The following is a 5,720-nucleotide window of genomic DNA, read 5'->3' as shown; positions in this document are numbered from 1 at the left end:
GTGCGGCGCCGGACGGAAATACATGCTGGCGTCGGCCGGACGGAGCCGCGGCGGCTCTGTCCGGTCTCGCCTTCTCAGACGTTGACGCCGAAGTCCTGCGCGATGCCGCGCAGCCCCGAGGCGTAACCCTGACCGATGGCACGGAACTTCCACTCCGCCCCGTTGCGGTACAGCTCGCCGAAGACCATGGCGGTCTCCGTCGAGGCGTCCTCGCTCAGGTCGTAGCGCGCCAGCTCGCTGTTGTCCGCCTGGTTGACCACGCGGATGTACGCGTTGCGCACCTGGCCGAAGCTCTGCTGCCGGGTCTCGGCCTCGTAGATCGAGACCGGGAAGACGATCTTGTCGACATCGGCCGGAACGCCGGCCAGGTTCACCTTGATGACCTCGTCGTCGCCCTCGCCCTCACCGGTGAGGTTGTCACCGGTGTGCTCCACGGAGCCGTCGGGGCTCTTGAGGTTGTTGAAGAAGACGAAGTTGCCGTCGCTGCCGACCTTGCCCTCGGCGTTCGTCAGCAGGGCGCTGGCGTCGAGGTCGAAGTCACCACCGGTGGTGGTACGAGCATCCCAGCCCAGACCGACGATGACCGCGGTCAGGTTGGGCGCGGCCTTGGTCAGCGAGACGTTGCCGCCCTTGCTGAGGCTGACTCCCACGAGTCCTCCCATTGGTTTCCTTGGGGGCCGGCAGGCACCGGCGCCTCCACGTTGCGTTGGCATCCGATCAACGACTGGATCCTAGTGACCGGTTCCCGGCCAAAGCAGGCTTTTGGCCGGGTCGCCGGCAGATCCACCGGCCCAGGGCGAAAGCCCAGGGCGAAAGCCCCGGACCAAAGGCCCCGGACCGGCGGTCCCGGATCAGAGCGCGTCGAGAGCCTTGATGTAGTCGTTGAGGTCGCGCGCGTCGGGCAGACCGTTGACGACGGTCCAGCGCACCACGCCCTCCTTGTCGATGATGAAGGTGCCGCGCACCGCGCAGCCCTTCTCCTCGTCGAAGACGCCGTAGGCCCGCGAGGTCTCGCCGTGCGGCCAGAAGTCCGACACCAGCGGGTACTCCAGGCCTTCCTGCTCGGCGAAGACGCGCAGGGTGTGGATGGAGTCGTTGGAGACGGCGAGCAGCTGCGTGTCGTCGTTCTCGAACTTCGGCAGCTCGTCACGGAGCGCGCAGAGCTCACCCGTGCACACGCCGGTGAAGGCGAACGGGTAGAACAGCAGCACGACGTTCTTCTCGCCGCGGAAGTCGGAGAGCTTCACGGTCCGGCCGTGGTTGTCCTTCAGCTCGAAATCCGGGGCCTGGGTGCCGACCTCGATCGCCATGAAACGCGTCCCTTCGCTACGTTCACCGGGCTGTGCTGTCCGGGTGGCTCCCACCCTACGCAGGGCCCGCAGCAGGCCGTGCAGCGCCCGTAGCGGCCCCTGCGGCACCCGCGCGGGGCCCCCGGCGACCGAGAAGGAAGACCCCCGGCGGTCCATGCCGTCGGGGGTCTTCGGGGCGAATGCGTGGCGAACGCGGTTCAGCGCTTGGCTTTGGCCGCCTTCGGTGTGACCAGACGGCTGCCCGTCCAGTCCTTGCCCGCATTGATGCTCTTGGTCTGGGAGAGACCGGCGGTCTGTGCAGCCTCGTTGATGTCGCTCGGTTCGACGTATCCGTCACGGCCGGTCTTCGGCGTCATCAGCCAGACCGCGCCGCCGTCCTCGATCAGACCAATGGCATCCACCAGCGCGTCCGTAAGGTCGCCGTCCTCGTCGCGGAACCACAGCAGGACGACGTCTGCGACGTCGTCGTAGTCCTCATCGACGAGATCCTGGCCGATTGTGGCCTCAATGCCCTCACGGAGCTCCTGCTCGACGTCGTCGTCGTAGCCGATCTCCTGGACCACCTGTCCGGGCTCGAACCCCAGGCGTGCTGCCGGGTTGGTCCGCTCCTCCGCGTGGTCCGCGGTCGCGCTCACGGGTTGCCTCCTGATCATGTTTCGGAAAATGCTTCAGCCACGCGCGTGCGCGGGGCGTTGGCCGTAGTCCACACGGGAGCGGCGGATCGCGCAAGTACCCAGCATGCGAGACCGCCTAAACGGGGACGTTCCCTGCCACGTCGCCGCACGGTCGGCAGCCCCCTCACGGGCCCGCGCCACCCTCCACACCCTTTACGTCCTTCCACAGCTTATGCCGTTTCGGTCCGCCATTCGGAGTCGAACATCCTTTGGGAACGCTTGGACGGGTTGGGCGTAAGGTTGCGGTTTGGGCCAGCACATCCCCGCGCCGCGGACGTGATGTCTCACAACACGGCGGTTACCCCTCGGTAGAGGTGACGTTTACGCCCTCGCGGTACACGATGGTGATGGCGTACATGCATACATCCCGGGGGCATGTTCTCCCGTACCAGGCCCCGTAGAGCAGCACCGAACAGCGAAGGAACAGCGTGGCTTCCGGATCCGATCGCAACCCGATCATCATTGGCGGCCTGCCGAGCCAGGTCCCGGACTTCGATCCCGAAGAGACCCAGGAATGGCTCGACTCGCTCGACGCAGCCGTCGACGAGCGAGGTCGTGAGCGGGCCCGTTACCTCATGCTCCGGCTCATCGAGCGTGCGCGCGAGAAGCGCGTCGCCGTGCCGGAGATGCGCAGTACGGACTACGTGAACACGATCGCCACGAAGGACGAGCCGTTCTTCCCCGGCGACGAGGAGATCGAGCGCAAGGTCCTCAACGCGACCCGCTGGAACGCGGCCGTGATGGTGTCGCGCGCCCAGCGTCCCGGGATCGGGGTCGGCGGCCACATCGCCACCTTCGCCTCCTCGGCCTCACTGTACGACGTGGGCTTCAACCACTTCTTCCGGGGCAAGGACGACGGCCTGGGCGGCGACCAGATCTTCTTCCAGGGACACGCGTCCCCGGGTATCTACGCCCGCGCCTTCCTGCTCGACCGGCTGAGCGAGGCGCAGCTCGACGCCTTCCGCCAGGAGAAGTCGAAGGCGCCCAACGGCCTGTCCAGCTACCCGCACCCGCGGCTGATGCCGGACTTCTGGGAGTTCCCGACCGTCTCGATGGGCCTCGGCCCGCTCGGCGCGATCTACCAGGCCCGGATGAACCGCTACATGGAGGCGCGCGGCATCGCCGACACCTCCCGGTCGCATGTGTGGGCGTACCTGGGCGACGGCGAGATGGACGAGCCCGAGTCGCTCGGTCAGCTCTCCATCGCCGCCCGCGAGGGCCTGGACAACCTGACCTTCGTGGTCAACTGCAACCTGCAGCGCCTCGACGGCCCGGTCCGCGGCAACGGCAAGATCATCCAGGAGCTGGAGTCGCAGTTCCGCGGTGCCGGATGGAACGTCATCAAGCTGGTCTGGGACCGCTCCTGGGACCCGCTGCTCGCGCAGGACCGCACGGGCATCCTGGTCAACAAGCTGAACACCACGCCGGACGGCCAGTTCCAGACGTACGCCACCGAGTCCGGCGCGTACATCCGTGAGCACTTCTTCGGGAACGACCCGCGGCTGCGCGACATGGTCAAGGACATGACCGACGACCAGATCCTGCACCTGGGCCGCGGCGGTCACGACCACCGGAAGGTCTACGCGGCCTACGCGGCGGCCAAGGCCCACAAGGGCCAGCCGACGGTGATCCTGGCGCAGACGGTCAAGGGCTGGACGCTGGGGCCGAACTTCGAGGGCCGCAACGCGACCCACCAGATGAAGAAGCTCACCGTCGAGGACCTCAAGCGGTTCCGCGACCGGCTGCACATCCCGATCACGGACAAGCAACTGGACGAGGGCTACCCGCCCTACTACCACCCGGGCCGTGACTCGGAAGAGATCCAGTACATGCACGACCGCCGCAAGGGCCTGGGCGGTTATGTCCCGACCCGTGTGGTGCGCGCGAAGCCGCTGGTCCTCCCCGAGGACAAGACGTACGCGATCGCCAAGAAGGGCACGGGTCAGCAGTCGATCGCCACGACCATGGCGTTCGTCCGCATCCTGAAGGAACTCATGCGGGACAAGGAGATCGGCAAGCGCTTCGTGCTGATCGCGCCCGACGAGTACCGCACCTTCGGCATGGACGCGTTCTTCCCGAGCGCGAAGATCTACAACCCGCTCGGTCAGCAGTACGAGGCGGTGGACCGGGATCTGCTGCTCGCGTACAAGGAGTCGCCGACCGGTCAGATGCTGCACGACGGCATCTCCGAGGCCGGCTGCACCGCGTCGCTGATCGCCGCCGGTTCGGCGTACGCCACGCACGGCGAGCCGCTGATCCCGGTGTACGTCTTCTACTCGATGTTCGGTTTCCAGCGCACCGGCGACCAGTTCTGGCAGATGGCCGACCAGCTCGCGCGCGGCTTCGTGCTGGGTGCGACCGCCGGTCGTACGACGCTGACCGGTGAGGGTCTCCAGCACGCGGACGGCCACTCGCAGCTGCTCGCCTCGACGAACCCGGGCTGCGTCGCGTACGACCCGGCGTTCAGCTACGAGATCGCGCACATCGTCAAGGACGGTCTGCGCAGGATGTACGGCGAGAACAGTGAGGACGTCTTCTACTACCTCACCGTCTACAACGAGCCGATCCAGCACCCGGCCGAGCCGGAGAACGTGGATGTCGAGGGCATCCTGAAGGGCGTGTACCGCTACAAGGCCGCCGAGCGGGGCGAGATCCCGGCCCAGATCATGGCGTCCGGTGTGGCGGTGCCGTGGGCGGTCGAGGCGCAGCAGATCCTCGCCGACGAGTGGAACGTCCGGGCGGACGTCTGGTCGGCGACCTCCTGGAACGAGCTGCGCCGCGAGGCCGTGGACGTGGAGCGGTACAACCTGCTGCACCCGGCGGAGGAGCAGCGCGTCCCGTACGTCACGCGGAAGCTCTCCGGCTCCGAGGGCCCGTTCGTGGCGGTCTCGGACTGGATGCGTTCCGTACCGGACCAGATCGCGCGCTGGGTGCCCGGTGCGTACCAGTCGCTGGGCGCGGACGGCTTCGGCTTCGCCGACACCCGTGGCGCGGCCCGCCGGTTCTTCCACATCGACGCGCAGTCGATCGTCCTCGCGGTGCTCACCGAGCTCGCGAAGCAGGGCCGGGTCGACCGCTCGCTGCTGAAGTCGGCGATCGACCGGTACGAGCTCCTGGATGTGGCCGCGGCCGACCCGGGCGCGGCCGGCGGCGACGCGTAGGAGCGGCGCATTCACGGCCGAAGGGCGGCGGGGCCTGTTGGTCCCGCCGCCCTTCGGCGTCCGCGGGTCAGTTCTCCCAGACCTTGAACGCCCTGACCTGGTAAGGGGACTGGGGCACCCAGGTGCCGCCGCCCGGATAGGTCTCGAACTCGCCGGTCTCGGCGCATTCCGCCGACTGGTACGTGGTGACCGGGCGGCCGGTGCGGTTGGCGAGCGCCTGGACCTTGCTGCCAGCCGGCAGCGGGACGCAGCTCTCGATGTCGATCGTGGCCAGCTCGTGGATCTGTCGGGTGCCCGTGAAGTCCGGCTTCTCCCAGAGGCAGAGCTGGCCGCTTCCGCAGGCCCCGGGCCGCACGGCCCCGGGACCGGCGGCGGAGTCGGCCACGGCCTGCGGGATCAACGCGGTGACGGCCAGGGCAGTGGTGGCCAGGGCGGCGGCAAGAACGGTCGTACGCATGGAAAACAACCCCCGTGGTGGTGCGAATCAGTTGCCTGCACCCTGACCTGCGGAGCTACCCCCGGGGAAGGGGCCGCGGGCCACACCACCCTGATAGGCGACAGCCCCGCCGGAACCG

Annotated in this window: 5 protein-coding genes; 1 reads left to right on the top strand and 4 read right to left on the bottom strand. The window is 68.0% G+C overall.

The features are described from left to right. Positions 1-74 precede the first annotated feature (74 nt). From ACFU8Q_RS38435 to ACFU8Q_RS38425, 3 genes are all read right to left on the bottom strand, one after another. Positions 75-650, bottom strand: a complete 576-nt coding sequence (locus ACFU8Q_RS38435; RefSeq protein WP_072483704.1) for a TerD family protein — start codon at positions 648-650, stop codon at positions 75-77. A gap of 201 nt (positions 651-851) precedes the next feature. Beyond that, complete coding sequence (locus ACFU8Q_RS38430; protein ID WP_376235138.1) at positions 852-1,310, bottom strand: peroxiredoxin; 459 nt, start codon at positions 1,308-1,310, stop codon at positions 852-854. A gap of 197 nt (positions 1,311-1,507) precedes the next feature. Then, positions 1,508-1,945: a DUF3052 domain-containing protein gene (locus ACFU8Q_RS38425; protein WP_093895494.1), complete on the bottom strand. Its 438-nt coding sequence runs from the start codon at positions 1,943-1,945 to the stop codon at positions 1,508-1,510. Between the two features lie 467 nt (positions 1,946-2,412). Here ACFU8Q_RS38425 and aceE point away from each other — a divergent pair, with 467 nt between their 5' ends. Next, complete coding sequence (gene aceE / locus ACFU8Q_RS38420; RefSeq protein ID WP_384463900.1) at positions 2,413-5,145, top strand: pyruvate dehydrogenase (acetyl-transferring), homodimeric type; 2,733 nt, start codon at positions 2,413-2,415, stop codon at positions 5,143-5,145. A gap of 67 nt (positions 5,146-5,212) precedes the next feature. On the opposite strand, the gene ACFU8Q_RS38415 is transcribed toward aceE, so the two are convergent. Continuing rightward, positions 5,213-5,602 (bottom strand): peptidase inhibitor family I36 protein, encoded by a 390-nt coding sequence (locus ACFU8Q_RS38415; RefSeq protein ID WP_384463897.1) that lies wholly within the window; start codon positions 5,600-5,602, stop codon positions 5,213-5,215. Positions 5,603-5,720 lie beyond the last annotated feature (118 nt).

The sequence above is a fragment of the Streptomyces sp. NPDC057543 genome, assembly GCF_042801895.1.
Lineage (GTDB): Bacteria > Actinomycetota > Actinomycetes > Streptomycetales > Streptomycetaceae > Streptomyces.
This window is presented reverse-complemented; position numbering and strand designations above follow the sequence as displayed.

Bases quoted from the DNA above. Each gene is read 5' to 3' on its own strand.
- ACFU8Q_RS38415 (WP_384463897.1), bottom strand. From the start codon at position 5,602: ATGCGTACGACCGTTCTTGCCGCCGCCCTGGCCACCACTGCCCTGGCC.
- ACFU8Q_RS38430 (WP_376235138.1), bottom strand. From the start codon at position 1,310: ATGGCGATCGAGGTCGGCACCCAGGCCCCGGATTTCGAGCTGAAGGAC.